We start from the raw sequence: 26034 nt of genomic DNA, 5'->3' as shown, positions 1-26034 counted from the left end.
CAGCGAACAGCACGCCCCTTCATGAGCCGGTCAATAACAGGATCAAACGCTTCAGTGGGGCGATCAACGGCCACAGCACGTAATCCAGCACCCGCAGGTACAGCAAGCCGATCAGAATCATGAAACCGTAGGGCTCAAGGCGCGCGAACTTCCACGCCAAGGGCCCCGGCAACAGGCTGATCGCGATGCGGCCGCCATCGAGCGGCGGAATCGGCAGCAAGTTCAACAGCATCAGCGCGAGGTTCACGACGATACCGGCAGTCGCCATGGCGAAGAAGTAGTCACCGCCATAGCCATCCAGTGCCGTCTGCAGACCAATCATCAAGCCCCATCCGAAGGCCTGCGCGAGGTTCGCGGCCGGCCCCGCAGCGGCGACCCAGAACATGTCGCGCTTGGGGTGGCGCAGGCGGCCGAAGTTGACCGGTACCGCCTTCGCCCAGCCGAAGGGCGGGAAGCTCGCGCCAGTGGCGAGGTTCAGCAGCACGATGCCGAGCGGCACGGCGAGCGTGCCGACCGGATCGACGTGACGCAGCGGATTGAGGCTGATGCGCCCGGCCAAATGCGCGGTGGGGTCGCCAAGGCGGAAGGCCGCATAGCCGTGTGCGGCCTCGTGCAAGGTGATCGCCAGCAACACAGGCAGCGCCCAAACCACGATCGTCAGGACGATGTCCATGGCCACTCAATTTCAGGGAAAACAGCAGTTTACCAGACGACCTCAGTCGTCCAGCCCGAGCGGCCCGAGCGGCCCGAGGCCGCGTCGGATCACCGCCGGCGCACCGCCGGTCAGGTCGATCACGGTCGTCGCTTCCGGGCCGCAGGCGCCCGCTTCGATCACCAGATCGACCTGCTTTTCGAGACGCTCGCGGATTTCCTCGGCGTCGGTCAGCGGCAGATCTTCGCCCGGCAGCAACAGGGTCGAGGTGAGCATCGGCTCATTGAGTTCGCCAAGCAGGGCCGCGACAACCGGATGGGAGGGGCAGCGGATGCCGATCGTCTTGCGCTTGGGGTGCAGCACGCGACGGGGCAGCTCCTTGGTGCCTTCGAGGATGAAGGTGTAGGGGCCGGGGGTCACCGCCTTGAGCAGTCGGTACTGCGCGTTATCGACCCGCGCATAGTGCGCAATCTCGGAGAGATCCCGCACCATCAGGGTCAGGTGGTGGCGGTCGTCCACGCCACGGATGCGGCGGATGCGCTCGAGCAGGTGCGCGTCGCCCGTCTGCCCCGCCAACGCGTAGGCCGAATCGGTCGGGAAGACCACAAGACCGCCGTCGCGGATGATCTCCGCGGCCTGTCGCAGCAGCCGTGGCTGTGGGTTTTCAGGAAAGAGTGAGAAGAACTGGGCCACGTTTGCAGACCGGGCAGGAAAGCGCGGATTCTATGCCTGCAGCCCCAAGGCTGTCGCGGGTTTCAGAGCTTTGACCAGACGGGCGTCAGATCCTCCGGCAACGGATCGGATCCGCCGAGGTCGACGCTACTCTCGCCAGGCCCGTGAAAGTCCGACGCGCGCGACGCGAGGAAACCGTAGCGCCGGGCGACGCGAGCGAACTCCAGCGTGGCCTCGCGATTATGCGACCCGGAGACCACCTCGATTGCCTCGCCGCCCAAGTCGTGAAAGCGCACGAACAGTTCGTCGAGCTCGCGCTTGGACAACCGATAGCGGCCCGGATGCGCGATCACGGCCAGGCCGCCCGCGGCATGGATCCACGCCAGCGCGTCCTCCATCGTCGCCCATACATGCTCGACGTAGCCCGGCTTTCCGCGCACAAGGTAATGGTCGAACACGCTCTTCACGTCACGCGCGGCGCCGATCTCGGCAAGGTAACGCGCGAAGTGCGAACGGCTGACGAGCGCAGGATTGCCGACATACTTCAAGGCACCTTCATAGGCGCCACGAATGCCGATCGCGGCAAGCGCCTCGCCCATGCGCGCCGCGCGGCCGTCGCGGCCGGCGCGCACATCGGCCAGTCCGTCCGCCAGCACGGTACACGCCGGATCTACGCCAAGGCCGACGATATGCACCGTCTGTTCGCCCCACGACACCGACACCTCCACCCCATTCACGAACGCAAGCCCGTGGATACGGGCGGCCTCGCGAGCGTCGGCCAAGCCGGCGAGCTCGTCGTGATCGGTCAGCGCAAGCAGTTCGACGCCGTTGCGCGCGGCGCGTGCGACGACCTCGGCAGGGGCAAGCAGGCCATCCGAAATGGTGGAGTGACAGTGAAGATCGGCGTTGATTGGGGGCATGCAGCAAGTGTACTCCACCGCCCCGCCGGTAACCCGGCGATCTTGCGCGGCACTCAGCGCGTGTCGAAGAAGGTCTGCAGGAGGGCGGCTACATCAGCCGGCCGCTCCAGGTGCAGGTTGTGGCCGCAATCGCGAAGGGTGGCGAGCTGCAAGTCCGGAATGACTGCCAGCCGCGCGCTCACCTCATCGCGCGTCAAACCAAGCCGCTCCAGCAGCGCGGTGTCGTCGGCCAGCACCGCGAGGACGGGAGCGGCGATGCGCCGCCACACGGCAGCCGTCTCGGCGAAGCGGTAGAGCGCCGGGCTGACATGCTTGTGCGCCGGGTCCGCCGCGCGAATTACGCCGCCCAGGCCATCCTCCTCACCAACATGACGGGCGAGGAACTCGGCGCGCTCCGGTGGCAGACGCGGATTCTCGAAACGCAACTGGCGCGCCAGACCGGAGAAGTCCGGGTAGCTGCGAAATCGCTCCGGCTCGCGCAACTGGTGCAGCCATTTTTCGAGGCGGCCAGGGGCGTCCTCCGGTGCGGCGTCGCGCAGGCCGAACGCATCGAGGGACGCGACTGCGCGCACCCGGTTTGGGCGCACGCCGGCATACATGCAAACAAGATTGCCGCCGAGGCTGTGGCCGACCAGGCGCACCGGTTCGTCCGGGCTGTAGGCCTGCAGCAAGGCGTCGAGATCACTGAGGTAGTGCGCAAAGAGGTAGCTGTCGGCGCTCCACGCACTCTCGCCGAAACCGCGCAGGTCCGGCGCGATCACATCCCAATCGTCCGCCAGTGCATCGACAAGGAAGTGGAAGGACGCCGACACATCCATCCAGCCATGCAGCAGGAAGAGCTTGCGCGCTCCGGTACATGGCCAGCGCCGCACATGCAGGCGCAGACCACGCACATCGAGCCATTCGCTATGCGATTCACGGCGCGGCATCCACGGCGTTGCAGCAGTCGGCATGGCGAGCTCCGTGCGCGAAAAGCGTAAATGTTATCAGCAGGTTGCCGTGCCTCAGCCCTTCCGGTAGAGTCCCGCCCCTGTCGCTCGGGAGAGCGCCTGCCCTGTGCAGGCCGCCGAAGGCGTAACCCCGGAACCGCTCAGGTACAAAGGACCGACGACACGCGCAGCGCGCGCCGCTGCGTGGAACACAATCTGGAGAGCAGGCGCGGCATCGACCGCGCCCACCGAAGGGGCAGCATGCCAGGCGGCATGTAATCTCTCAGGTACCAAGGACAGATGGGGCCCGCCGCACAGCGCATCGTGCGGCGGGCCCTTTTGCGTTTTTGGACTAACCTGAATTTGCCACCTTATTTGGCACCTTAGTTGCCAACACTCCGGGAGCCTCACTTGGGCAAGCAGACACCTCTTTTTGACCTCCATGTGGCCGCAGGCGCGAAGATCGTCGACTTCGCCGGCTGGGACATGCCGATCCACTACGGCTCCCAACTCGAAGAGCACCACCAGGTGCGCCGCGACGCCGGCATGTTCGACGTCTCACACATGCTGCCGGTGGACGTTTCCGGCGCCGGTGCGCAGGCCTTCCTCAGCAAGCTGCTCGCCAACAACATCGGCAAGCTCACGCTGCCTGGCAAGGCACTGTACTCCTGCATGCTGCAGGACGATGGCGGCGTAGTCGACGACCTGATCACCTACTTCTTCGCGCCGGACGACTACCGCATCGTCGTGAACGCCGGCACCGCCGACAAGGACATCGCGTGGATGCGCACGCAGGCGGCGAAGATGGGCGCCAACGTCACCATCGCGTCGCGTCGCGATCTGGCGATGATCGCGGTGCAAGGCCCGAATGCGCGCGCCAAGGCCTGGGCAGCCCTGCCCGGCTCGCAAGCCGCCAGCGAGGGGCTCAAGCCCTTTCAGGCCGCGAAGTGGAATGGCGGGTTCGGCGAAATCATGATCTGCCGTACCGGCTACACCGGCGAAGACGGCTTTGAACTGATCGTGCCGGCGCAACGCGCAGCCGAGATCTGGAAGGCGCTGGAAGCTGCCGGCGTGAAGCCGATCGGCCTGGGCGCACGCGACACGCTGCGCCTGGAAGCCGGTATGAACCTCTACGGCTCGGACATGGACGAGACGAAGAACCCGCTCGAATCCGGCCTCGCCTGGACGGTGGACTTCACCGAGGGTCGCGACTTCATCGGCCGCGCCGCGCTCGAAGCCTACGATCGCAGCAAGCAGTTGGTGGGTCTGTTGCTCGAAGACCGCGGCGTGCTGCGCGGCCACATGCGCGTCGTCACCCCGCATGGCGAGGGCGAGACGACCAGCGGTTCGTTTGCGCCGTCGATGAACGCCTCGATCGCGTTCGCGCGCGTCCCGGCTGCGGTGCAACAGGGCGACACCGTGGAGGTCGACATCCGCGGCAAGCTGCTGAAGGCGCGCGTCACCAAACTCTCGTTCGTGCGCAACGGCAAGGTACTGGCCTGAGCGACACGACTGCCGGCAAATTCAGACGATGCATCGCGATGTTTTGACTTCATCCCGGTGCGCGAATGAAGGCTGCGGCGACACTTGATTGGCTTTGAACATCTGAACTTCACTCACAGGAGCGAACACATGAGCACCCCGACCAGCCTGCGCTACACCGAATCGCACGAATGGGTCCGCATGGAGCCGGACGGCACCGTGACCGTCGGCATCACCGACCACGCGCAGAACGCACTGGGCGATGTGGTTTTTCTTGAGCTGCCGGATGTCGGCCGCACGCTTAAGGCCGGCGAGAACTGCGCCATCGTCGAATCGGTGAAGGCTGCGTCCGACATCTACGCCCCGATCGCGGGTGAAGTGATCGAGACCAACCAGGCCGCGGTGGATGCTCCGGAATCGGTCAACGCCGACGCCTACGCCGCGTGGCTGTTCAAGCTCAAGCCGGTGAATGCGGACGACGTGGCGAAGCTGCTCGACGCGGCCGCCTACGACAAGATCGCCGACGCCTGATTTACGCGTATCGATCTGCTGCGCGATCCAATCACGGGCCTGCGATGCTCGCCGTACGCATGTACGGCTGCCCTTCTCGGCCCGAGCTTGGGTCGCTCGCGACGATCGCTTCGCGCAAATCCGCGTTTCTGAGCACGCGATCTACCCTGATTGCCGGCGCCCAAAAGAACAACACACCGCGCCTCTGCCCCGACCTGTACCGCATCCTGACAGAGCCAGACCATGCTGAACCTTCCGCTTTCCGCGCTTGAACAGCGCGATGACTTCATCGGCCGCCACATCGGCCCCGATGCCGCCGAGACCGCCGCGATGTGTGCCGACATCGGCGCCGCGTCGCTCGCCGCGCTGATTTCCGAGACCGTGCCTGCCGGCATCCGCCTGGCCGCGCCGCTGCCGATCGCCGCCGCCGTGCCCGAGCACGAAGCGCTCGCCAAGCTCAAGGCCATCGCCGGCAAGAACGTGCTGAAGCGTTCGCTGATCGGTCTCGGCTACTACGACACCATCCTGCCCAAGGTCATCCTGCGCAACGTGCTGGAGAACCCGGGCTGGTACACCGCCTACACGCCCTACCAGGCCGAGATCGCCCAGGGCCGCCTCGAAGCGCTGCTGAACTGGCAGCAGATGGTGATGGACCTCACCGGGCTGGAGCTGGCGAACGCCTCGCTGCTCGATGAAGCCACCGCCGCGGCCGAAGCCATGGCGATGGCGCGCCGCGCATCGAAGAGCAAGTCCAACGCCTTCTTCGTCGACAGCGCCGCCTTCCCGCAGACCATCGACGTGGTGAAGACGCGCGCCAAGTACTTCGGCTGGGATCTGGTCTTCGGCACCGCCGAGGAAGCCGCATCCGCCGACGTGTTCGGCGCGCTGCTGCAGTACCCGGACAAGACCGGCGCGGTGCGTGACCTGACCGCCATCATCGCCGCACTGAAGGCCAAGGGCGCCCTGGTGGCCGTGGCGTCGGACCTGATGGCGCTGGTGCTGCTCAAATCGCCGGGCGAGATGGGCGCGGACATCGCGCTGGGTTCGGCGCAGCGCTTCGGCGTGCCGATGGGCTTCGGCGGCCCGCACGCCGCCTTCTTCGCGACCCGCGACGAGCACAAGCGCTCGGTGCCGGGCCGCATCATCGGCGTGTCGGTCGACGCGCGCGGCAAGAAGGCGCTGCGCATGGCGCTGCAGACGCGCGAGCAGCACATCCGCCGCGAGAAGGCCAACTCCAACATCTGTACCTCGCAGGTGCTGCTGGCCAACATGGCGGGCATGTACGCGGTGTATCACGGGCCCAAGGGCCTGCAGACCATCGCCTCGCGCATCCACAAGCTCGCCGCGATCTTCGCCGCCGGCTTGAAGCAGGTGGGCTTCAAGGTACTCGGCAGCCAGTTCTTCGATTCCTTCGATATCGCCACCGGCGCACAGACCGAGGCGATCAATACTGCAGCGCTGGCCGCCGGCTACAACCTGCGCCAGGTTTCGCCCTCGGTGCTGGGCGTGTCCTTCGATGAGAAGACCACCCGCGCCGATGTGCTGACGCTGCTGAACGCCTTCGCCGAAGTGGGCCGGCTCGCCAATGTGTGCGAACTCGCGCGCGCCTTCGATGAATCGGACCTCGCCGCGCTGGAGCAGAGCTGCGCGATCCCCGCGTCGCTGCTGCGCACCGATGCCATCCTCACGCACCCGGTGTTCAACAGCCACCACACCGAGCACGAGATGTTGCGCTATCTGAAGAAGCTGCAGAACCGCGACCTCGCGCTCGACCACTCGATGATCTCGCTGGGCTCCTGCACCATGAAGCTCAACGCCACCAGCGAGATGATCCCGGTCACCTGGCCCGAGTTCGGCGATGTGCATCCCTTCGTGCCGCGCGAGCAGGCTGCGGGCTACCTCGAAATGATCGAGGGCCTCGCCGACTACCTGCGCGCAGTCACCGGCTTCCCGGCGATCTGCATGCAGCCGAACTCCGGCGCGCAGGGCGAATACGCCGGCCTCGTCGCAATCCGCCGCTACCACGAGTCGCGCGGCGACGCGCACCGCAACATCTGCCTGATCCCGAAATCCGCCCACGGCACCAACCCCGCTACCGCGCAGATGTGCGGGCTGGATGTGGTGGTGGTCGACTGCGACGAGAACGGCAACGTCGACGTCGCGGACCTCAAGGCCAAGGCGGAACAGCACAAGGACAACCTCGCCGCGCTGATGATCACCTACCCCTCGACGCACGGCGTGTTCGAGGAAGCCGTGAAGGACATCTGCGCCACGGTGCACGCCTTCGGCGGCCAGGTCTACATGGACGGCGCCAACCTCAACGCGCAGGTCGGCCTCACCTCGCCCGCCACCATCGGCGCCGACGTGAGCCACATGAACCTGCACAAGACCTTCTGCATCCCGCACGGCGGCGGCGGCCCCGGCATGGGCCCGATCGGCCTCGCGGCGCACCTCGCCCCGTTCATGGCCGACCACGCCGTGAAGCCCACCGGCGCCGACGCGCGTTCGCACGCTGGCCAGGGCGCCGTGTCAGCCGCCCCGTTCGGCTCGGCCAGCATCCTCACCATCTCGTGGATGTACATCACGATGATGGGTGGCGAAGGGCTCAAGCAGGCGACCGAGTACGCGATCCTCAACGCCAACTACGTTGCCGCCAAGCTCGCGCCGCACTACCCGGTGCTCTACCGCGGCACGCACGGCCGCGTCGCGCACGAGTGCATCCTCGACATCCGCCCGATCAAGGCCGCCACCGGCATCACCGAGGTCGACATCGCCAAGCGCCTGATGGACTATGGCTTCCACGCGCCCACGATGTCCTTCCCGGTCGCCGGCACGATCATGGTCGAGCCGACCGAGTCGGAATCGAAAGGTGAGCTGGATCGTTTCATCGCCGCGATGACGCAGATCCGCGAAGAGATCCGCAAGGTCGAACAAGGCACGTGGCCCGCCGACGCCAACCCGCTCAAGCACGCCCCGCACACGCAAGCGGACGTGATGGTGGCGGAGTGGTCGCGCGCGTATTCGCGTGAAGAAGCGGTGTTCCCGCTGGCTTACGTTGCCGAGAACAAGTTCTGGCCGAGCGTCAATCGGATTGATGACGTGTATGGGGATCGGAATTTGTTCTGTGCTTGTGTGCCGATGGAAGAATACTCCGCTTAGCATGTCATTCGGGCGCCTAGGCGCCCGAATTCAATTTTAAGGATCGGGAGCTATTTGATGTTTCTACGAGTCGGCCTCATAAGCTTTGTGTCATTGATTCTGTCTGCCTGCGGGAATCTGCAAGCAGTACGAGTAGCGGAGGTTCCGTCGGATATCCGCAGTGGTGGCTTGTCGGTCGCCGAGTCAAGACCCACAAAGGATCTAGTCGCCCCTCGCGCCTATGAAGTTCCGGAGCGCTCACTATTTGTCCAACAGACATCTGGAGGCAATGCAGCACTAGGCGTCCTGCTTGGACCTCTAGGCGTACTGGCAAACTCTGCCAACATCGATCGGATTACGCAGGAGATGGGGGAGTCCGGCAAGAGCGCGTCACTCTACACCCTAGATTCACTCGATCTCGCGAAATCGGCTTGGGCGGATCGGATTCCGGCCAAACACAGTTCCGCGCAATTAATTCAATTGAAGCCCTATCTGGTTCTGCTTTCACAAGGGAAGGATCTCCCTATCAACACCCTTATAGCGGTACGCGCCGAAGGGCCCACTGCGATCGGAGAGGCAAAAACACCATGGACGGGCAATTACTTCTATTGCTCGAATAGAACACTGCCCGCAGCATGGCTCAGCAGTCCAATTCCAACGCAGGAGCTCGATGTGTACAAAGCCAGCATTAAGGCCGGCTTCACCGAGCTGCTAAGCGAAATCGAACGAGATCTTTCGACAACTCAAAAGCCCAAACGTGATATCGCATGGGTCGACTCTCCTGAGTGCTTTGGAAATAGCGTCGGAATGCCCGGCGATATCGGCAAAAACGAGGCTGGCCACTTAACACTTCGGGCAATGTGGGGTGATTACGGGCGCATCTACAACCTAATGGTGTTCACTTCGGATTCCCAATATAGATTCTCAAATGGGCCGGTCGCTCGCGAGTCAAAGTAAAAATTGCCATAGGGAAGGCTGAACGCCGTCCGACCCGGTGTACCGCGAGCAAGTACGGAATGGCCGGGTTCCCGCACCCGGCGGGCGTGTTACTTCTTTTGCTTCGTCAAAAGAAGTAACCAAGAAAAGACGACCCGGCGTTTGCGGTCAGGTGCTACGCACCTGACTCCCCTGCGTTGCTCGCACGACCGGGGGCCTGCGGAACTCGCCCTCGCTGCGCTCGGAGCTCAGACAGTCCTCGGCCTTCTTCCCGGTCGCGCTCCGCTACTCGGCGCTCTCGACGGGACCCAAAATCAAGACCATCACAATTTTCACGCGCCGGGAAATTGCAGAGAACGGTTGATTGTCGACGCTTTTCTTCCCCCCCCTCTGAAACGCCGAGCAGCGCAGAAGCATCGGGTTCCGACATGCGAAGCATGGCGGTGGCGAGCACTGTTCGAGCACCGAGCGCAGCGAGGGCGAGTTGCGCAGACACCCGATGTTTCGAGCAGCGCAGGGCACCCCGACAGAGTCGGGGCGTTGAAGCGGGGCGACTTTCTGTGGGTACTTTCTTTGTTCGCACAAAGAAAGTACCCCGGCCGCCGGGGCGGGACCCGGCTTCAGCGGGAAGGCCGGCGCAAATTGCCTGCGTCATTCGCAAGGCGAAGCGTTGGGCTTTGAAAAACACCAACGCCAACCTACGCCAGCCAACAACACCGCAGAGCCTTCCGTTTGAGCCCGCTCAACTCATTCTCACCGCTGAGAAAAAAATAGCGCCCCCCACTTGGTACGCTGGCAAGTACAACGAGCCGCCGCAAGAGCGGCCGACCAGCGCCGTGCCGTCCGACCGGCAACGGCCAAAACGCCGCGCTGATGAAAGCTGTTTCGCCATGACTGATGTCGCCCGTGTTTCCGCCTTTGGCCGCCAGGCCGCCAACGTGGGCCGTGCCCTGCCCTTTTCCGAAAGCATCGGGTCACCGGACGACCTGCCCGAAGCGCTTGCCGCAGCCCTGAGAACCGCGCTTGGCGCGGAGGCCGATGCGCTGCAATTGATCATCCACTCGCCGGCATTTGCCACCGTAGGGCAGAGCAGCCCGGAGAATGTGTTCGCCTTGACGAGCACGCGCTGGATCCTGGTCGCTAAGACGGCCACTGGCACCGTGACGAGCACCGCCCCCTTCGCCGCCGCAGCGGTCATCGAGCTGACGATGATCCTGCTCGGCGGGCAGTTGCGGATCGAGTCGGTGGGTGGCGCCGCGGGCTGCGCGGTGGGCTTCAACATGGTGTCGATCGAACTGTTCCGCGAAGCGCTGTTCATCATGCTCGCGGGTGCCCGGCCCGCCGCAACGAACCCTACGCGCGGCGGCAACATCGAGGCGGAGCTTTCGGTGCTGAGCTTCAAGTTCCGCACGGCACTGCAGGAGCAGACGCCAAGCGGCGTCGCGCTGCGCGATGTGCGCAGCTGGACGAGCGAGGTGTCGCCCCTCGCGCGGCTGTTGTTCATGAAGCCGGCGGCGCCGGCGGGTGTGCTGGCGGTGACCGACAGCTACCTCGGCGTGATCACCGATCCGCCGGCCGGCAAGGAAAAGCAGCACAAGGGCAAATCGCCGCACGGCAAGATCGCCACCTATGTGCTGCGGCAACACCCACTGGCATTGCATCTGCCGCAGCCCCAGCGCCGTGGTGACAGCACCGTGCGGATCGCGATCGAGAGCGACGTCGGCTTTGCGCTGAGCGTGCCGGCACGGCAGATCGGGGGCATCGCGAGCCTGCTCGGCGCGCTTTTGCCGCCCGCCGCCGCGTGAGTCGGCAGGGGCCCGGCCACAACACGACAGATCAGCCCCTACACGCGGCCCCGGCCCGGCTGTTACCCTGACATGTGTGCGGGTGGGGCCCGCATTGCATTGGCGCTGCCGGGTGGCTGCGCCACGTTGGGGGCCGGGACTTCACGTGCTTGATCGAATCGTCCGTTTGCTTGAAGGCGCACTTGCAGCCGCGCTGCTCACCGGGCTTTGCCTGCTGAGCGCGTCGGCCGATGCGGCCCACGCGCTCAACGCGGAGGCGCCGCCAGATGGCCCGCTGGGGCATTACGCCGATTTCCTGCAGGAATCGGGGGTACGCCTGACGCCGGATGAGGTCATGACTCGCCTGCGGCGCGGCGAGGGCGCTACGCCACGCCGCCCGGTGCCGGATTTCGGCATCGGCGCACGGCCGGTGTGGCTGCACTGGCGCATCGAGAACCATGCTGCGCAGTCGCTGATCCGGCGACTAAGCATGGATACGCCGTGGGTGGACGACCTCGATGTCTACGTGATCCAGGCCGGCACGGTGCAGGCGCACTGGCAGACCGGCGACGCACGACCGCAGCGCCAGCGCCCGATCGCTGGCCTGGGGTTCGCGTTCGATCTGCATCTGGAACCGGGCCGCACGGACGTACTGATGCGCGCCGCAACCGCCGACCCGATGGTGTTGCCGACCTCGCTGCAAGCGATCGAGACGGCCGGCACAGCGCATCGCTGGACGCATTACAGCCACGGCTTCGTGTATGGCTACCTGTTGGCGCTGATTGCCTACAACCTGCTGCTCTACACCGGGCTGCGCAAGCGCAGCCATCTGCTCTACGCGGTTTACCTCGCCGCCTTCATCCTGATGAATCTGGGCTACACCGGGCACGGTTACGCGTGGCTGTGGCCCGACTACCCCGGGGTACAGCGCTATGTGATTCTGATCAGCATGGTGCTGTTCGGCGTGGCAGGGCTGCAGTTCGCCGCGCGCTTTCTCGATCTTGCGCGCCATGCGCCCGCCTTGCGCAACGCGGTGCACCTGCTGTGTGTCGCCGCCCTGCTCGCTGTGGGGGCCGCAGCAGCAGCTGGGCAACAGGCGATCACGGCCTGGATTGCGTTCGGCTTCGTGGTGATGTTCGCGTTGGTGATGCTGCTGCTCGGTGTGCTCGCGGTGCGCCACGGCTACACCGCGGCGCGCTATTTCCTCGCCGCAGCGGTGGCCGGCATGAGTGGCACCCTGGCGAGCTCATTGGCGGTATGGGGCTTCATCCCCTTCAACGAGTGGACCTATCGCGCCGTGGAGCTTGGCATGCTGGCAGACGCGACGCTGCTGGCGCTGGCGATCGCCCACCGCTTCCGGCAGGACCAGCAGGAGCGCATCCGGGCGGAACACCTCGCGCGTACCGACCCGCTGACCCGGTTGCCCAACCGGCGCGCATTCCGCGAACAGGCCGAGGCGATCTGGAGCACCGCACTGCGGCGCGAGCGCGACATCACCCTGGTCATGATCGACATTGATCACTTCAAGCAGCTCAACGACCGCTACGGGCACCAGCGGGGCGACGAAGCGCTCGCTGCGGTGGGCCAGATCCTGCTGGCCGCGGGGCGGCGCGGCGATGTGGCGGCACGCTGGGGCGGTGAGGAATTCGTGCTGTTGCTGCCCGAGACCAACGAAACACAGGCGGCGGCACTGGCCGAGCGCTTGCGCCAAAAGATCGCGCTGATTCGGCTGCGCGCGGGCGATACCGAGATCTCGCTGTCAGCCAGTTTCGGCGTCGCCCAGCGTCGCGGTGAAGCCTCGCTCGATGCGCTGATCGACAACGCGGACAGGCTGCTCTACCGCGCCAAACAACTCGGGCGCGACCGCGTCGTCGCCAATTCAAGCGAGGCCGCGCAACCGCTGGGCGGCCCCACCGCCTGACAGTCCCACACCTTCGCACGTCCAAGTCCTTGTGCCCAACATAAGGAACGCAACGTGCAAGAACACATCCGAAATCTGCTGATTTGCATCGCGCTCGCGCTGGTCGCTCAACCCGTATTTGCCGGCGAAGCGCCGGCTCGCGCGCCAAGCGCTTGCGATGGCCCGGTCGTCTGCGCGGGTGACCAGGAACAAATTCGCCACCCACGCAGCGGCAAACTGATTCTGCTGCGCAGTGGCACGCTGTTCATCCAATACCACTACGACCCGCAAGGGCTGCTGGAGATTGCCGAGGCATCTGACGGGCGAGCCGTGCGCCTTGCGTACGACACCCGGGGCCGCGTCATCCACATGTGGGCCACGACCGACGCGGCGCAGGCAAAGCGCGAGTTGCGATTCGCTTACAGCGACACCGAGAGACCGATACGCATCGAACTGCTGGGCACCGGCGTGATCACGGTTCGCTACGACGCCGACGGCGAAATCGCGGCGGTGCACTCACCGAGCGGTGCAGCCACCGCACTGGGCGTGACGCAGGCCTTTCAGGCGTTGATGGCGCTGGTGAAACCGCCTTGCCCGCCGCTTTAGGCCGCGGTGCTGTGCGCGATCAGCAGTTGGTGCCGGCGGTGCAGCCGCCCGCGAGGCGTTTGCGTGCATCCTCGAAGCCGCCGTAGTTCTCGACCTTCGAATAGCCCATGTCGCGCAGTGTTTGTTGCGCGATGCCGGCACGGCGCCCGCTCTTGCAGTAGAGCACGACCGGTGTGTCCTTGCCCGGCGCCAGCGCAGCAATGCGCCCGCCGATCTGCTCGTAGGGCACGTTCATCGCGCCATCCACATGCCCCGCGGCAAACTCTTCCGGCGTGCGAACATCGATCACGACCGGCGCCGCCGCAAAGACCACCGACGCCCACAGCGCCACGCCCATACTCATCACCAAACGGTGCAGAAAACCACGAACTTGCATTCCATCCTCCTTGAAAGACGCCGGGCCGCCACGGCAGCCGCTCGACGGCACTGTAGCAGCCCAGGCTGGCGCACGCCCCCGGGCGGTGACATAGTGGCGGCCCGTTCGTCTGCGCTGCCCGCCATGTCTCGACTCCGCTTGGACAACCCATACCTGCTGTTGTTGCTGACCGTGCTGTTCTGGTCCGGCAACTGGGTCGTCGGGCGCGGCCTGCGTGGCGATGTGCCACCGGTGGCGCTGGCCTTCTGGCGCTGGACACTCGCCTTTGCCTGCACCCTGCCCTTCGCCTGGCCCCACCGCCACCAGATCGGCGCCGCACTGCGTGGCCACCTTGGCATGTTGCTGTTGCTGTCCTTGCTGGGCATCAGCGGCTACAACACCATCACCTACATCGGTCTGCAGCAGACCACGGCCACCAATGGCGTGCTGCTGAACTCCTTCATCCCGATCGTGATCATCGGCCTTTCGTGGGCCTTCTTCGGCAAACGGTTATCGCTGCGGGAAGGCTTCGGCGCGCTGATCTCCTTGTGCGGCGTCACCGTGATCGTGGCGCATGGCGATCTCGCCAAACTCGCGGCGCTGTCGCTGAACCCGGGCGACTTGTGGATCATGGTGTCGGTATTCGTGTGGGCCGGCTACACGCTGCTGCTGCAATACCGGCCGGCGGGCCTGCATCCAATGGCGATGCTGTCGATCCTGACTGCATTCGGCGTGCTGATGCTCGCCCCGCTTTACGGCTGGGAGCTTGCGCAGGGGCGCCTGATTCACCCCAGCGCGGCCGCTTTCGCAGGCATTCTCTACACCGGCGTGTTCCCGGCCTTTCTCGGCTATGTGTTCTGGAACCGCGCGGTGGCGCAGGTCGGCGGGCCGGTATCCGGGCTGTTCATCCACCTGATGCCGGTGTTCACGCCGCTGCTCTCCGCCCTGTTCCTCGGTGAGGCGCCGCACGCGTACCACTTTGCCGGGATGGCACTGATCCTCGGCGGCATTCTGCTCACGACACTGCGGCGCACCGTAAAATCCACGCAAACCTAAACAGGAGTTCGCGCATGAGCACCACTTTCCTCGTTCTCACCGTGATCGGCGACGACCGCCCCGGCCTCGTCGAGCAGCTCGCTGCCGCGATCAGCGAACACCGTGGCAACTGGCTGGAATCCTCGATGGCGCATCTGGCGGGCAAGTTCGCCGGCATCGTCGAGGTCAGTGTGGCGAGCGAGGAGGTCGACGCGCTGCGCCGCGCGCTGGCGGGCCTCGGCGCGTTGAAGGTGACGGTGGAAGAAGCCAACGCCGGCGCGGAATCGCACAAGGGCCGTCGGCTGACGCTGGCGCTGATCGGGCACGACCGTATCGGCATCGTGCGCGAGGTCTCGCAAGTGCTGGCGCGCCATGCGGTGAACGTCGAGGCGCTGAACACCTTCACCGCCAGCGCACCGATGTCGGCCGAAATCATGTTCCACGCGCAAGCCGAACTGCAGGCCGCGGACGATCTCGACGCGCGCGCGCTGAAAGCCGACCTGGAGCGCATCTCGGACGACCTGATGGTCGACATCACGCTCGACGAAGTCGTGAAGATCTGACCTGACTTCGCTGAAATGAAAACGGGGCGCCCGGTGAATCAACACCGGCGCCCCGTTTCGTTTGCGCGATTGCGCTGGGTCAGTGATCGGCCTGCACCTTCGGCAATACCAGGTTCAGCAACACCGCCAGTACGCCACACAGGCTGATGCCCTGCAGGCTGAAGCTGCCGATATGGACACCGAGCCCGCCAATGCCGGTAACCAAGGTGACCGACACGATGCACAGGTTGCGCGGGTTCATCAGCTCGACCTTGCCGTCCATGATCGTCTTGAGGCCGATGCCGGCGATCGAACCGAACAGCAGCATCATGATGCCGCCCATCACCGGCATCGGAATCGTCTGCAGCAGCGCGCCGAATTTGCCGACGAAGGCCATCAGGATCGCGAAGCCGGCGGCCCAGGTCATCACGACCGGGTTGTAGTTCTTCGTCAGCATCACGGCGCCGGTGACTTCGCCGTATGTCGTAACCGGCGGGCCGCCGAACAGGCCGGCGACGTTCACCGCGAGGCCATCGCCGAGCAGCGTGCGATGCAGGCCGGGCGAGTCGGTGTAGTCCTTGCCCACCACGGAGCCGATCGCGAGGATGCCGCCCACGTGCTCGACGATCGGCGCGATCGCGACCGGGATCATGAAGAGGATCGCGGCGATGTTGAACTCCGGGTGGCCAAACTGGGGCAGTGCCAGCCACGGTGCGTCGATCACCTTCTGGAAGTTCACGATGCCCAGGAACAGCGACAGCACGTAGCCAACCGCCACGCCAACGAGAATCGGCACCAGCTTCAGCAGGCCCTTGGCGCGAATCGCGGTCAGCATGGTGGCGATCAGCGACACCGCGGCAACGCCCAGCGCCGTGCCGTACGGAACCACCTGCGCATCACCGGCCTTGCCGGAAGACATATTGACGGCCACTTGCGCGAGCCCGAGGCCGATCACCATCACGACCGGGCCGATCACCACCGGCGGCAGCAGCTTGTGAATGAAATCCACGCCACGCCATTTCACGAGGCCAGCCGCCACGTAGTAGAAGAAGCTGGCTGAAGCGAGCGCACCCAGCGTGGCAGGCATGCCCCAGGTCTGCACCGAGTAGATCACCGGCGCGATGAAGGCGAAGCTCGATCCGAGGTAGATCGGCACCTGACGCTTGGTGCAGATCTGGAAGATCAGCGTGCCGATGCCTGCGCCAAGCAAGGCGAGGCTGGGGTTCAGGCCAGTGAGCAGCGGCACCAGCACGGTGGCGCCGAAGGCGACAAACAGGATCTGCGCGCCGGATAGCGCGGTGCGCCATACGGGCTCGGGGGTAGCGGACATGCAGGGGGCCTTTCCGGGTGACGGAGGGTGGATGAAAAAACGGCCGCGGGTGGCGGCCGATCGATGAGTCAGACTTTGGTGCCGAAGATCTTGTCTCCGGCATCCCCGAGGCCGGGGATGATGTAGCCGTGCTCGTTGAGGTGGCTGTCGATCGCGGCGGTGTAGACCGCAACGTCCGGATGCGCCGCCTCCAGTGCGCGGATGCCCTCGGGCGCCGACACCAGGGTCAGCGCGGTGATGTGGCGGCAACCGTTGCGCTTGAGCATCTCGATCGTCGCGATCAGCGAGCCGCCGGTCGCCAGCATCGGGTCGATGATCCAGGCGCTGCGCTCCGCCAGGTTGCCCACGAAGCGCTCGAAGTACGGCTCCGGCATCAGGGTTTCTTCGTTACGCGCAATGCCGACGACCGAGACCTTGGCGCTCGGCACCATGTCCAGCACACCGTCGAGCATGCCGATGCCAGCCCGCAGGATCGGCACAACAGTCAGCTTCTTGCCCTTGATCTGGTCGATCTCGACCGGACCGGCCCAGCCTTCGATCGTGATGCGCTCCAGCTCAAAGTCTTTCGCAGCCTCATAGGCGAGCAGGCGGGCGAGTTCAGCAGTGAGTTCGCGGAACTTCTTGGTGCTGATGTCGCCTTCCCGCATCAGGCCGATCTTGTGTTTGACGAGCGGGTGCTTTACTTCGACGACAGGCATGGGGGCTCCGGGAACAGGCGTGGGGTAGGTATGGCGGCGCACTCTAGCCGAAAGCGAGGCGGCGCCATCGCGATCAGATCAAGCGCGGCTCGGGTATTCAACGTTTGCCGCCGATCAGGCCAGCAGCACCGATCACGATCAGGATCACCGGCCACCAGGTGCCCATCTGGTGAAAAAGATCCCTCAGGTGGAAGAGGCCGAGGTTGTTCAGCAGGAACAGGATGCCCACCAGGATCAGGACGATCGGGCCAACGCGGAAGTGCATGAAACGCTCCAGAATGCGATAGCCCCGAACTGTGCCGTGCCGCCGCCATGGCCGCAAGGGGGCACGGCGCCCAGCGCCGCCAAGGGCCCCGGCGAGTTTCCGCCGGACGTGAGGCGACCACAGCCGTCGCTTGCCACCGCCTCCCGCGAGCGCCTAAGATTGCGCCCCTCGCGCTGCGACAAGTGCAGACAAATCAATTGGATAGCATACGAATGAGCCTCTACGCACTGGACGACCGCACACCGCAGCTGGGCGAAGGCAGCTGGGTCGCCGAGAACGCCACCGTGATCGGCTCGGTCACGCTGGGCCGCAACGTCAACGTGTGGTTCGGCGCCACCCTGCGCGGCGACAATGACCCGATCACCGTCGGCGACAACAGCAACATCCAGGACGGCTCGATCCTGCACACCGACGACGGCGTACCGCTGACGATAGGCGCCAACGTCACCGTCGGCCACATGGTCATGCTGCACGGCTGCTCGATCGGCGAGGGATCGCTGATCGGCATCAACGCCGTCGTGCTCAACCGCGCAGTGATCGGCAAGCATTGCCTGATCGGGGCCAACACGCTGATCCCGGAAGGCAAGGTGATCCCGGATCGCTCTTTGGTGGTCGGCACGCCGGGCCGCATCATCCGCGAGCTGAGCGACGAGGAAGTCGCCAACCTGGAACGCAGCGCAGCCGGCTATGTGCGCAACGCAGCCCGCTACGCCGCGGGGCTGCGCCGCATCGGGTGACACATCCGCTCACAGGCAGGCGCTGTCCGCCCTGCTAGACTGGGATCAGCCATTCTGGGAGATGAACGGATGAAACCCCTGCAAAGCCTGCTGATCGCCGCCGCCTGCGTTGCCGCCCCCGCATGGGGCCAGACAGCCGCCCCCGCGGCCCCCAGCGTGCCGACGATCGACCTGAGCGTTGAGAGCAGCCGCGCCGCGACAAACGACCTGCAACGCGCGGTCGTGTACGTCGAAGCCTCGGACGCCAACCTCAATGCGCTCACCAATCGCGTGAATCAGACGATCAACCGCGGCCTGGCTACCGCCAAGAGCGCGACCGCCGTGAAGGTACGCTCCGGCAACAGCAGCACCTGGCCGAACTATGTGCGCAACTCGCAGAAAATCGAGAGCTGGCGCATGCGCTCCGAGTTGCTGCTGGAGAGCCGCGACTCGGCCGCGCTGTCCGAGCTGCTCGGCAAGCTGCAGGGTGATTTCGCGCTGGGGCAGATCAGCTTCGCGCCGTCCGTCGAAACCCGCCGCAAGGCTGAGGACGAAGCGATCGTGGACGCGCTGGCAGCCTTCAAGGCACGCGCCGAACTCGCCGCCAACGCGCTGGGTCGCAAGTACCGCATCCGGCATGTCGCGATCAACACGAACCAGAGCTTCCGCCCGATGCCGATGCCAGCAGCCAGAGCGGCGGTGATGAGCGCGGCGTCGGACAGTGTTGCCCCCGCAATGGAGGCCGGCGAAACCCAACTCAACGTGATTGCAACCGGAACCATCGAACTGCAGTGATCGCCCTGATTCAACGCGTGTTGCACGCATCCGTGGTGGTGGACGGTGAAACCGTCGGCGAGATCGGCGCAGGGCTGCTCGCGCTGGTGGGCGTGCGACCGGAAGACGACGAGAAGAGTGCCGCACGCCTGATCGAACGCATCCTCGGATACCGGGTGTTCAGCGACGAGGCCGGCCGCATGAACCGATCGCTCACCGATACGGCGGGCGGATTGTTGCTGGTGCCTCAGTTCACGCTGGCCGCCGATACCCGCAAAGGCACGCGGGCGAGCTTCACCTCCGCCGCGGAGCCAGTCCGCGCCCGCAGCCTGTTCGACCATGCAGTCGGCGTTGCGCGGGCCAGCCACAGCCGGGTCGCCACCGGGCAGTTCGGGGCAGAGATGGCTGTCAGCCTGACCAACCATGGCCCGGTCACGTTCTGGCTGGAGTCCTGACGTGCGCGCCTGGCGCCCCGCCCTGCTCCTGGCTGCGCTGATACTCGCTGCGTGCTCCAGTTCCCCGTCCCGCACGCCGCAGCCTGACCAGAAGAATCCCGCGTTCGTCCGCCTGCCCGATGCATCGCTCGCAAACGACGTCGTGGTTTTCGCGCTTGGCTTGGTGGATACCGGCTATCGCTTCGGTGGCCGCAATCCTGAAGCCGGGCTGGACTGCAGCGGCATGGTCAGCTACGTGATGGAGCAAGTTGCTGGCGTAAAACTGCCGCACAACGCGGCGCAGATCGCCGCACGGGCGCGCCCGATCGAGCGCAATCAGATCCGCCCCGGCGATCTGGTGTTCTTCAACACGATGAAGCGCCCGTTCTCGCATATGGGCATCTACATCGGCGAAGGCCGATTCGTCCACGCCCCCTCAACCAGCGGCGCCGTGCGCATCGAACGCCTGGATACCGCCTACTTCGCGCAACGCTTCGAAGGCGCCCGTACGCTGCTCGATTGAGGCTGCGCGCCGTCGGCGAAAGCAGGCCCAGCGGCTCGACTCAGGGGGTGCGGTCGAGTAGCGCCTTCAAATGCATTGCCGGAATCGCATAGGTGATGCCGGATGGCTGGGTCAGCGCACTCTCCTTACTGCCTTTGACGAACACCATGTTGGCGATCGCGAGCACCAATCCGCTGTCCTGGTCGTACACCGGGCTGCCACTGTTGCCCGGGTAGGCGGTGGCATCGAGCTGAAGCACAGGGAAAGCACCCTCCCGAATACGCCGGATCGCTTGCGGGTTGAGCTGCGAGCCGTGCTCGGTCGGCAACACGATAGGCGTAATTGCGGCCACGATGCCGCGGTGCGTGGCGGGATTCAGGCCCAGCACACCGATGATAGGGAAGCCGGTAAACGCAATCGGCTGGCCCTCGCGCGCATGCATACCGTCGTCAAGCTTGAGCGCCGGCAGCGTGACGCCCGGCAGCTTGAGCAGCGCGAGATCGTGCGCCGGATCGCTGCCAATCTTGGTGACCTTGTGGGCGCGCTGCACACCACCCTCGCCGAAGCTGATCGCAATCAGCTCTTCGAAATGCTCCGCATCGAGCGTCGGCGGCACCACATGTGAATTGGTCGCGATCCGCGTCCCGTCTCCCACGACAAAGCCGGTGCCCATCAGACGGAACTGCGGTGATCGATCGCGCTGATAGGTGCCGATCGCGACAATCGATGGTTTGATGCGCTGAACCGTGTCGACCAGATCCGCGCGCGCTGGCGCCATGGCAAGCATCAACAAGCATATCAGCACCCGGCCGATGCCCCGCAGCATGGTCGCGTGCCCGCTAACGCATGGCAATCGGAGACGGTGCAACCAACTGGGCGTCGTACGGGTGGTTGGCGCGGCGGAACATGCCGTAGATGCGTTTGACATAGTCGACCGTCTCCCGATAAGGCGGAATGCCGCGGTAGCGATCGACCGCGCCCTCGCCCGCGTTGTAGGCAGCCAGCGTCAAGAGCACGTCGCCGCGGTAGTAGGCCAAGAGCCAGCGCAGGTAGGCGAGGCCGCCCTTGATGTTCTGCGCGGGGTCGTAGATGTTCCGCACCTTGAAGCGCTGGGCGGTTTCCGGAATCAACTGCATCACGCCGTACGCGTTGCGCGGGCTGCGCGCGAGCGATTCGAAATTCGACTCAGCGGCCGCCACCGCAAGCGCGAGGCGTGCATCAATCGCGTATTGCGGCGCCAGCAAGCGGATCAGCTGCGCAATCCGACGCTTGTTCGGTGGCAGCGCCGCCAGCACAGCATCGAGATCTGCTTCGTCGGAGGCCACCGGGTCGTTACGCCCTTGGGGCGCTCGCGGCATCATGCACGGCGGCAGCACCCCGGCCGGCGGGCCGAAGAAGCGCAGTGCGCCTTGTGCTGGCTCGAAGCCGGCCGCCGCTGCGCGCGCCATGAGCGTCGCCGCAATCCGGTCGTCCTGCTCTACGCCGCGACCGTTGCCATACATCCAGGCAAGCGCAAACAGACCTTCGGCGTCGCCGTAGCGCGCAGCATCACAGTACAGCTCCGCCGCACGGAGGGGGTCTTGCGGCATCCCCTCTCCATGCTCGTACTGCGTACCGAGCGCGACCAGCTGCCGCGCGAGCATCGCCCGCGGATCGGCCAGCGGCTCGTCGGCCGCCGCCACGGGCACGCTGACGGCGAACAGCGCCAGGAGGAGCAAACGCAGGCTACGCATGGCATCTCCCGGCACCAGACGGTACCGCGTCAGAGCCTCCAGAGGCGTGCGCCGGCGGCTTCGACTTCAGCCGGTGCGTACGCGCTCTTGACGTCGGTGAACACGCCACCCGGCAGCAGCTTGGCGGTAAGCTGAGCGACGCCCATGTCGGCGTATGCCTGATGGCTTACGGCCGCAACGATCGCAGACGCCTTCGGTAGCGCATCCCACGGCGTCAACGACACGCCGTACTCATGCTCTGCCTCGCCGCTTTCGGCGATCGGGTCGTGCACATGAACGTTAACGCCAAAGCTGCGCAGTTCGCGGATCACGTCGATCACTTTGCTATTGCGCAGATCGGGGCAGTTCTCCTTGAACGTCAGGCCGAGCACGATGACGTTGGCGCCTTTGACCGGCAGGTCGTTTGCGATCATCTGCTTGACGGTCTGCTCGGCGATGTACTTGCCCATGCCGTCGTTGATGCGGCGCCCAGCAAGGATCACCTGCGGGTGGTAGCCGAGCATGTCCGCTTTGTAGGTCAGGTAATACGGGTCGACACCGATACAGTGGCCGCCAACCAGCCCCGGACGGAACGGCAGGAAGTTCCACTTCGTGCCGGCCGCTTTCAGCACTTCCAGCGTGTCGATGCCGATCTTGTGGAAGATCAGTGCCAGCTCGTTCATGAGCGCGATGTTCAAATCGCGCTGCGTGTTCTCGATCACCTTGGCGGCTTCGGCCACCTTGATGCAGGATGCCGGGTACACCCCGGCGGTAATCACTGCACCGTAGAGCGCCTGCACCTTCTCGAGGGTCGCCGGCGTATCGCCCGACACCACCTTCACGATGCGGGTGAGCGTGCGCTCCTTGTCGCCCGGATTAATCCGCTCAGGGCTGTAGCCGACAAAGAAGTCCTCTTTCCACTTGAGGCCCGAGTGCTTCTCGATGATCGGAATGCAGACCTCTTCAGTCGCGCCGGGGTACACCGTCGACTCGTACACCACGATCGCACCACGCTTGATGTGCTTGCCAACCGACTCGGACGACTTGACCAGCGGCGTGAAGTCCGGCTGGTGCGCATCGTCGACCGGCGTCGGCACCGCCACGATGATGAAGTCCGCCTCGGAAATCACCTTCGGATCGGTATGGCAGGTCAGCTGCGTTGCGGCCCGCAGATCGTCGCTGGACACCTCGCCAGTCGGATCGACGAACCCGCGGTAAGCAGCAACCTTCTGTTCCGAAAGGTCGAAGCCCAGCGTGCGATACTTTTTGCCAAACTCGACGGCGAGCGGCAGGCCAACGTATCCAAGGCCAATCACAGCAACGGTAGTCATGATCTTTGCGGCGTGGAAGCCAGTAGGTTTGTCAGAGGGTCTTGAGCAGCGATTCGGCGTCGCTACGCAACGCTGAGTTTTCCGGCGCCGCTTTGGCGACCGCAGCGGCTTCGGTCTTGGCGCCAGCCTTATCACCGGCCTGGACCAGCGCTCGTGCGAGGTTCAGGCGCAAGGATGGATTATTCGGCGCACCGGCAACCGCCTTGCGCAACACGTCCACCGCAGGCTTCGCTTGGCCCGAATCGAGCAGGATCTGCGCCTTGGTATCGAGAATCGCGGGATTGTCGGGCGCGAGCTGAAGCGCCTGGTCGACGTACGACATCGCCTTCGGATCTTTCACTTTGCTGCCAACCCAACCCAAGTTGTTGAGCGTGACTGCATTCTTGGGATCCAGCTCCAGCAAGGCCCGATAGGCCTTGGCCGCGGCCTCGTAGTCCTTCGCGGCGATTGCGCGCTCCGCGATGTACGAACGGAACGGGATGTCCTTGGGGTTCTGCGCCAACCAGGCCGTCGCCAACTTGTCGGCCTCTGCTCGTTGCCCGGACTCAATCAGCCCACTGTGATACTTGATCGCAACCGGACCGACCTTGGCGAGTTCGTATGCCTTGGCGTACGCCTTGTTCGCTGCAGTCCAATCCTTCGCCTGCGCATACGCATCGCCTTCGTAGATCCAGCCGGCAGCCTCTTTCGGATGCTGCTTCTGCACTTCCCTCGCGATGGTCACCGCATCGTTCGTGCTGCGCTGTTCGATCTTGAGCGCGACCAGTCGCTGTTGCGCTTCAAGCAGATCAGGGCGTTGCTTGAGCACTTTGCGAAGCGTGTCTTCGGCGGCCTGAACATCCTTCGCCACCCGCTGCAGATCGGAGAGCATCAGCCAAGGCGCAGGCAACTGGGGTTGCACGCCAATCAGCTTTTGCAGCGTCGCAATTGCCTGCTGCGTCTCACCCGCACGGGCTTGCGTCCGCGCGGCAGCCATCAAGACGTCAGGGTCGGACGGGAAGGCCGCCACGAGATCCTGCGCCACCGTCAACGCGCCCTTGTTGTCTCCCGTCCCCTGCAGGAGTTCCAACAGCGCGAGTTTGGGTGCCGCAACGGCTGGATTGGCGGCCACGGCACGATCGAGCACCTTGCGGATCTCCTCCGGTTTGGCACCGCTATCAGCCATCTGCCGCGCCAGCAGCAAGTACGCCTCGACCGCTTTCGGATTCTTCTCGATGATCTTCTCGAAACGGGCACGGGCCTCGGCGGGTTTGCCTGCCATCACGTCCAGTCTGGCGAGGTTCATCGCTGCCGCGAGATAGTTGGGCTGCAACTCAAGCGACTTCTCGAATGCCTTGCGCGCCCCGGCGCTATCTTTGCCCGCAACCAAGACACCGCCAAGCAGGTTGTAGCCCAACGGGTTCTGCGGCTGGCGTTGGATCATGCGATCAACGACCGCACGCGCCTTCGGAATATTGCCGCTGCGCAGATGCGCCATGATCAGGGTTACTTCCGCCTCGTCACTGCCATCTTCGATCGACGCTGCGGCCTCAATATCGCGCATCGCGGCGTCGCTGTCGCCGGTTGCGAGTTTCGAGACCCCCAGACGCAAGCGCGACGCGGCATCCTTCGGGTCAAGCGCAGCCGCTTTCGCGAACAGCTCAGACGAGCGCGCGAAATCGCCGTTCTGCAGCGACGCCTGCCCGGCGAGCATCAGGGTCTCGCGGTCCGGGCTCTTCGACAGCAAAGGGTTGAGGGTGTCAAAGGCCTTGGCCGGATCCTTGGCCGCCAGCTGCGCTCGCGCCAGCAGGCGGCGCGGCCCCGGTGCGTCCGGCGCCTTTGCGACCAGTTTTTCGAAATTTGCCTGGGCTTGCACGAAATCGCGCAGGCGCATGTGCGCCACCCCCGCCAGCATGACGGCCGGGAGATAGTCCGGCGCTGCGCTCAGCACCTGCTGCGCCGCATCCCGCGCCTTGTCGTTCTTGCCGCGATAAAGCGCAACGACGCCTTCCAGATGACGAATCAGGATGTGTTTCGGCGAGACCTTCTTCGCTTCGGCAATCGTCGCCTCAGCTTTATCCAGTTGCTTCTGGTTGATGTAAATCTGCGCCAGACGCATGCGCGGCGGCACCAGTTGGGGGCGCAGCTTGATCGCGCTCTCAAGGTCCGCAATCGCTTCGTCCGCCTTGCCCGCGGCGAGTTTGAGCTCTGCACGAAGCGTAATGGCTTCGTACTCGGACGGATTCTTCGTGATGGCGTCGTCGAGGATCGCAATCGCCGCCGGAATGTCGTGCCGCGATACCTTGAGTCGAGCGAATGCGATTGCGGCCGGACCAAAGCCGGGCACCGCATCCAGCGCCTCGCGCAAAGCGGCCTCGGCACGCTCCTGCTGATTCAGCATGAGATACGCATCGGACAACCCAACCGCCACGGCGGCCTTGGCGGCCGGCTGCTGCGGCTTCATGGCGCTGTATTCGGTGACCACTTGCTGCGCCTTGTCGAGCGCAAGCAGCGCGCGGGACAGCGGCACGGCAACGGTCTCAAGCGGATAGCCCGCCTCGAGCGCCTTGCGTAGTTCCTTCTCCGCCCCCGGCGCGTCACCGGTGTCGAGCAGGATCTTGCCGAACAGATAGCGCGCTTCGGCGAGGCCAGGGTTCTTCTGCAGTGCGTTCTTCAGCTGGATCGTCGCAGCGTTGGTGTCTCCCTTAGCCAGGTAGTCGCGAGCGGAGCTGAGCATCTTCTGGGGATCGTCACCGCACCCAACGAGCAAAGCCGCCGCAAGCAACGCAGCCAGAAGGCCTGAAACACGGAACTGGGTCATGAAGGGGTCCT

Annotated in this window: 25 protein-coding genes and 2 riboswitches; of the genes, 13 read left to right on the top strand and 12 right to left on the bottom strand. The window is 64.9% G+C overall.

The window, feature by feature from the left end; all coding sequences use genetic code 11:
• Positions 1-19 precede the first annotated feature (19 nt).
• The 4 genes from HH302_RS20770 to HH302_RS20755 all read right to left on the bottom strand — a co-directional run bounded on the left by HH302_RS20770 (position 20) and on the right by HH302_RS20755 (position 3197).
• Positions 20-673, bottom strand: a complete 654-nt coding sequence (locus tag HH302_RS20770; protein WP_172204712.1) for a site-2 protease family protein — start codon at positions 671-673, stop codon at positions 20-22.
• Between the two features lie 42 nt (positions 674-715).
• Entirely contained in the window at positions 716-1345 is a 630-nt protein-coding gene (locus tag HH302_RS20765; RefSeq protein ID WP_172204710.1) for an L-threonylcarbamoyladenylate synthase, read from the bottom strand.
• Between the two features lie 62 nt (positions 1346-1407).
• Entirely contained in the window at positions 1408-2244 is an 837-nt protein-coding gene (locus tag HH302_RS20760; protein WP_172204708.1) for a 3',5'-nucleoside bisphosphate phosphatase, read from the bottom strand.
• A gap of 53 nt (positions 2245-2297) precedes the next feature.
• A complete protein-coding gene (locus HH302_RS20755) occupies positions 2298-3197 on the bottom strand; it encodes an alpha/beta fold hydrolase (RefSeq protein WP_253946258.1) in 900 nt (299 codons plus the stop codon).
• Between the two features lie 75 nt (positions 3198-3272).
• Positions 3273-3360, top strand: a riboswitch (glycine riboswitch).
• A 19-nt stretch (positions 3361-3379) separates the two neighbouring features.
• A riboswitch (glycine riboswitch) is annotated at positions 3380-3483 on the top strand.
• Between the two features lie 101 nt (positions 3484-3584).
• On the opposite strand from HH302_RS20755, the gene gcvT reads away from it, so the two are divergent.
• From gcvT to HH302_RS20720, 7 genes are all read left to right on the top strand, one after another.
• Positions 3585-4676, top strand: a complete 1092-nt coding sequence (gcvT, locus tag HH302_RS20750) for a glycine cleavage system aminomethyltransferase GcvT (protein ID WP_172204706.1) — start codon at positions 3585-3587, stop codon at positions 4674-4676.
• 129 nt (positions 4677-4805) lie between these two features.
• A complete protein-coding gene (gcvH, locus tag HH302_RS20745) occupies positions 4806-5186 on the top strand; it encodes a glycine cleavage system protein GcvH (RefSeq protein WP_172204704.1) in 381 nt (126 codons plus the stop codon).
• 222 nt (positions 5187-5408) lie between these two features.
• Entirely contained in the window at positions 5409-8324 is a 2916-nt protein-coding gene (gene gcvP / locus HH302_RS20740; protein ID WP_172204702.1) for an aminomethyl-transferring glycine dehydrogenase, read from the top strand.
• Positions 8325-8381: 57 nt separating this feature from the next.
• Positions 8382-9260 (top strand): hypothetical protein, encoded by an 879-nt coding sequence (locus HH302_RS20735; RefSeq protein WP_172204700.1) that lies wholly within the window; start codon positions 8382-8384, stop codon positions 9258-9260.
• 869 nt (positions 9261-10129) lie between these two features.
• Positions 10130-11044, top strand: coding sequence for a hypothetical protein (locus HH302_RS20730; protein ID WP_172204698.1), 915 nt, complete (start codon positions 10130-10132; stop codon positions 11042-11044).
• Positions 11045-11189: 145 nt separating this feature from the next.
• The gene (locus HH302_RS20725) at positions 11190-12944 is read left to right on the top strand and encodes a diguanylate cyclase (RefSeq protein ID WP_172204696.1); all 1755 of its coding nucleotides are present in this window, start codon (positions 11190-11192) and stop codon (positions 12942-12944) included.
• 54 nt (positions 12945-12998) lie between these two features.
• Positions 12999-13529 (top strand): RHS repeat protein, encoded by a 531-nt coding sequence (locus tag HH302_RS20720; RefSeq protein WP_172204694.1) that lies wholly within the window; start codon positions 12999-13001, stop codon positions 13527-13529.
• A gap of 19 nt (positions 13530-13548) precedes the next feature.
• Here HH302_RS20720 and HH302_RS20715 read toward each other — a convergent pair whose 3' ends face one another.
• On the bottom strand, positions 13549-13905 hold the full coding sequence (locus HH302_RS20715) for a rhodanese-like domain-containing protein (protein ID WP_172204692.1): 357 nt from the start codon (positions 13903-13905) through the stop codon (positions 13549-13551).
• Between the two features lie 123 nt (positions 13906-14028).
• Between HH302_RS20715 and HH302_RS20710 the strand changes: the two genes are divergently transcribed.
• Together HH302_RS20710 and HH302_RS20705 are read left to right on the top strand one after the other, a co-directional pair.
• The gene (locus HH302_RS20710; protein ID WP_172204690.1) at positions 14029-14940 is read left to right on the top strand and encodes a DMT family transporter; all 912 of its coding nucleotides are present in this window, start codon (positions 14029-14031) and stop codon (positions 14938-14940) included.
• 14 nt (positions 14941-14954) lie between these two features.
• Complete coding sequence (locus tag HH302_RS20705; RefSeq protein ID WP_172204688.1) at positions 14955-15482, top strand: glycine cleavage system protein R; 528 nt, start codon at positions 14955-14957, stop codon at positions 15480-15482.
• Positions 15483-15561: 79 nt separating this feature from the next.
• Here HH302_RS20705 and HH302_RS20700 read toward each other — a convergent pair whose 3' ends face one another.
• The 3 genes from HH302_RS20700 to HH302_RS20690 all read right to left on the bottom strand — a co-directional run bounded on the left by HH302_RS20700 (position 15562) and on the right by HH302_RS20690 (position 17754).
• Entirely contained in the window at positions 15562-16791 is a 1230-nt protein-coding gene (locus HH302_RS20700) for a uracil-xanthine permease family protein (RefSeq protein WP_172204686.1), read from the bottom strand.
• Positions 16792-16859: 68 nt separating this feature from the next.
• Positions 16860-17489, bottom strand: a complete 630-nt coding sequence (gene upp / locus HH302_RS20695; protein ID WP_172204684.1) for a uracil phosphoribosyltransferase — start codon at positions 17487-17489, stop codon at positions 16860-16862.
• Positions 17490-17586: 97 nt separating this feature from the next.
• Positions 17587-17754, bottom strand: a complete 168-nt coding sequence (locus HH302_RS20690) for a LiaI-LiaF-like domain-containing protein (RefSeq protein ID WP_172204682.1) — start codon at positions 17752-17754, stop codon at positions 17587-17589.
• 212 nt (positions 17755-17966) lie between these two features.
• On the opposite strand from HH302_RS20690, the gene HH302_RS20685 reads away from it, so the two are divergent.
• The 4 genes from HH302_RS20685 to HH302_RS20670 all read left to right on the top strand — a co-directional run bounded on the left by HH302_RS20685 (position 17967) and on the right by HH302_RS20670 (position 20201).
• Positions 17967-18491 (top strand): gamma carbonic anhydrase family protein, encoded by a 525-nt coding sequence (locus HH302_RS20685; RefSeq protein ID WP_172204680.1) that lies wholly within the window; start codon positions 17967-17969, stop codon positions 18489-18491.
• A gap of 69 nt (positions 18492-18560) precedes the next feature.
• Positions 18561-19265 (top strand): SIMPL domain-containing protein, encoded by a 705-nt coding sequence (locus HH302_RS20680; protein WP_172204678.1) that lies wholly within the window; start codon positions 18561-18563, stop codon positions 19263-19265.
• The gene (gene dtd, locus HH302_RS20675) at positions 19262-19699 is read left to right on the top strand and encodes a D-aminoacyl-tRNA deacylase (RefSeq protein WP_172204676.1); all 438 of its coding nucleotides are present in this window, start codon (positions 19262-19264) and stop codon (positions 19697-19699) included. Before HH302_RS20680 ends, dtd begins: the two co-directional genes overlap by 4 nt.
• 1 nt (position 19700) lies before the next feature.
• Complete coding sequence (locus tag HH302_RS20670) at positions 19701-20201, top strand: C40 family peptidase (protein ID WP_371814746.1); 501 nt, start codon at positions 19701-19703, stop codon at positions 20199-20201.
• Between the two features lie 40 nt (positions 20202-20241).
• Here HH302_RS20670 and HH302_RS20665 read toward each other — a convergent pair whose 3' ends face one another.
• From HH302_RS20665 to prsT, 4 genes are all read right to left on the bottom strand, one after another.
• Positions 20242-20958, bottom strand: coding sequence for a serine protease (locus HH302_RS20665; protein ID WP_253946257.1), 717 nt, complete (start codon positions 20956-20958; stop codon positions 20242-20244).
• 61 nt (positions 20959-21019) lie between these two features.
• Entirely contained in the window at positions 21020-21913 is an 894-nt protein-coding gene (locus tag HH302_RS20660; RefSeq protein ID WP_172204670.1) for a lytic transglycosylase domain-containing protein, read from the bottom strand.
• Between the two features lie 29 nt (positions 21914-21942).
• Positions 21943-23223 carry a nucleotide sugar dehydrogenase gene (locus HH302_RS20655; protein ID WP_172204668.1) on the bottom strand — a complete coding sequence of 427 codons (1281 nt, stop codon included), beginning with the start codon at positions 23221-23223 and terminating at the stop codon, positions 21943-21945.
• Positions 23224-23254: 31 nt separating this feature from the next.
• Complete coding sequence (gene prsT / locus HH302_RS20650; RefSeq protein ID WP_172204665.1) at positions 23255-26023, bottom strand: XrtA/PEP-CTERM system TPR-repeat protein PrsT; 2769 nt, start codon at positions 26021-26023, stop codon at positions 23255-23257.
• Between the last annotated feature and the right edge of the window lie 11 nt (positions 26024-26034).

This window comes from Niveibacterium sp. COAC-50, from assembly GCF_013184235.1.
In the GTDB taxonomy this organism is placed as follows: Bacteria; Pseudomonadota; Gammaproteobacteria; order Burkholderiales; family Rhodocyclaceae; genus Niveibacterium; species Niveibacterium microcysteis.
The sequence above is the reverse complement of the archived record's forward strand: the minus strand, read 5'-3'. Positions and strand labels throughout refer to the sequence as shown.